This is a genomic window from Micromonospora phytophila (assembly GCF_023656545.1).
In the GTDB taxonomy this organism is placed as follows: domain Bacteria; phylum Actinomycetota; class Actinomycetes; order Mycobacteriales; family Micromonosporaceae; genus Micromonospora; species Micromonospora phytophila.
Genome location: NZ_JAMOKF010000524.1, coordinates 1 through 2,549 on the forward strand (window position 1 = coordinate 1; position 2,549 = coordinate 2,549).

The window sequence follows — 2,549 nt, forward strand, 5'->3', positions numbered from 1 at the left end:
GGGCCGGACCGCCCGGCCGGCTGGCCGACCGACGGGCGCGACGGCGGGGTCCCCGACCCGGGCGCCGCCGGCCCCGAGCTGATCCAGATCGGCAACGAGTGCGGCCTGCTCCCCGCACCGGTGGTGATCCCGAACCGACCCGTGGGCTTCCGCTACGACCGCCGGGACCCGACGGTGCTCAACGTCGACGGGCACGCGCTGCTGCTCGCCCCCGGCGAGGGGGCCGACGTGCTGGTGGACCTCTCCACCGTCGCCCCGGGCAGCACCCTGATCCTCTACAACGACTGCCCGGCCCCGCTGCCCGGCTTCGACCCCCGCAACGACCACCACAGCGCCGCCGGGGACCGGACGGCCGAGGGCGGCCCGCCGCCGACGCGTCCCGGGTACGGGCCGAACACCCGCACCCTGCTCCAGTTCCGCGTCGCCGGCATCCCGGCGCCGCGCTACGACCTGGACCTGCTGCGCGAGCGGCTGCCCGGCGCGTACGCGGCCGCCCAGCGCCCGCCGATCGTGCCGCAGCCGGCGTACGACCCGGCGTTCGGCACCCGGACCACCCGCGAGACGCTGGTCCCGGTGCACGCCACCACAGTCGGGTTCGTCCCGTCCGTCGGCAGCGGCCCGGTCACCCTGCCGCTCGCCGTGAAGACGGTGCAGCAGGTCTTCGAGCCCGGCCACGGCCGGCTCGCCGGTCGCCTCGGCGTCGGCCACCCGAATGCCGGGCCGCTCTCCCCCGCCGCGCTGCCGCTCGCCCCGAGCGACCCGGCCACCGAGATCCTCCACGCCAGCGACCCGGCCGTGCCGGTGGGCGCCCCCTCCGACGGCACCCAGCTCTGGCGGATCTGCGGCAACAGCCGGCAGACCCAGCCGGTGCGCTTCGCCGGCTGCGACGTGCAGCTGGTCAACCGGGTCGGCTGGGACGGTGCCGTCCGGCCCCCGCACCCGGGCGAGCGGGGCTGGAAGCAGGTGGTGCGGGTGAACCCCCGCGAGGACGTGATCATCGCCCTGCGGCCGGTCGCGCCCACCCTGCCGTTCAAGATCGGCGACAGCGTACGGCTGCTGGACCCGACCCGACCGGCCGGCGTCCGGACCGGCTCGACGCCGGTCAGCCCAATCGACGGCCGGCCCGCGGTGGTGGTCAACCAACTGGTCAACCTGGGCTGGGAGTACCACTGGCACAGCCAGCTCGGCGGCCACCGCGACCAGGGCATGAGCCGCCCGCTGGTGCTGCGGGTCTCGCCGAAGGCGCCGACCGGGCTGACCGCGACCCCGGCGCCGGGCTCGGCCACTGCGCTGCCCGCGATCGTGCTGACCTGGACCGGCAACGGCAGCCGCCCGGCGGCCACCAGCCACCTGCTCCAGCGGGCCACAAACGCCACCTTCACCGAGGGCCTCACCGCGATCACGGTGGCGGGCACCGCCACCCGCTACACCGACGCCACCGTCACCCCCGGGGTGACCCACCACTACCGGATCCGGGCCGAGAACGCGGTCAGCTGCTCCGCCTGGTCCAACAGCGCGCCGGCCTCGGTGCAGCTCACCGCGCCGGCCGGGCTGAACGCGGCGATCCCGCCCGCCGCGCCACTGCGGGTCGCCCTGCGCTGGGCCAACCGCTCCTTCGCCACCGGCATCGACGTCCAGCGGGCCACCAACCCCACCTTCACCAGCGGGCCGGGCACCACCGCGATCGGGGTGGACGACACGCACCTGGACGTCGCCGTCGCCCCGGACACCACGTACTACTACCGGGTCCGGACCACGTACCTCGGGGCCGCCTCACCCTGGTCGACGGTCGCCCAGGTGACCACGCCGCCCGCGCCGGGCCTGCCGACCCGGATGAGCGCCACCGCCACCGCCGCCGCGCCGGACACCGCGACGGTGGTCCTCGGCTGGGCGGCGAGCACCCCGGCGGGGCCGGGCGCCGGCTTCATCGTGCAGCGGGCCCTCGATCCCGCGTTCCTCCGTGAGCTGGCCACCTTCACCGTCACCGGCCGGGGGTTCACCAACACCGGCCTGGCCCGCGGCGTGACCTACCACTACCGCATCCGCTCGTTCAACGTCGTCGGCAGCTCCCCGTTCACCGGCCCCATCCCCATCACCACCCCCGCCTGACCCACCCCGACGGGCGGCACTTTCCCGGAAAGAGTGGCCAATCGGCGGGAAATGCCCACTCTTCCCGAGAAAGTGCGCAGGACAGCTGGGCGGGGGTGCGGAGTCAGCGGGTGGGGGTGGGCGGGGCGCCGACGGCGCGCAGCTCAGCCAGTGCCGAGGCGACGCCGTGCAGCAGGTCGGTCGCCTCGGTCAGCCGGGACGCGGCGGGGTGCGCCACGTTCGGGCGGGCGTCCTCGACGACGTAGCCGGCGGCGGCCACCACCAGCCGCTCGTACGCGGCGACGCCGCTCTCCAACTGCCCGGTCAGCGCCTGATGCGCCTCGGCCAGCGGCGGTCGGGCGTCGGGCGGGGCGAGCCGCAGCGCGCGTTCGACGCTGGCCACCCGGGCGGCGAGGTCCCGCAGCGAGCGGTCGGCCGCGGCGGCCTCCAGCGCGGCCGGC

1 protein-coding gene and 1 pseudogene are annotated in these 2,549 nt (G+C 76.4%); one reads left to right on the forward strand and one right to left on the reverse strand.

The genetic code is table 11. The annotated features are described in order from the left end of the window. A pseudogene (locus NCC78_RS30730) lies at window positions 1–2,109 on the forward strand (hypothetical protein); the annotation flags it as partial. A 103-nt stretch (window positions 2,110–2,212) separates the two neighbouring features. On the opposite strand, the gene pspM reads toward NCC78_RS30730, so the two are convergent. Then, window positions 2,213–2,549 (reverse strand): phage shock envelope stress response protein PspM (gene pspM, locus NCC78_RS30735; RefSeq protein ID WP_443677216.1); only part of this gene is annotated, 337 nt, incomplete at its 5' end.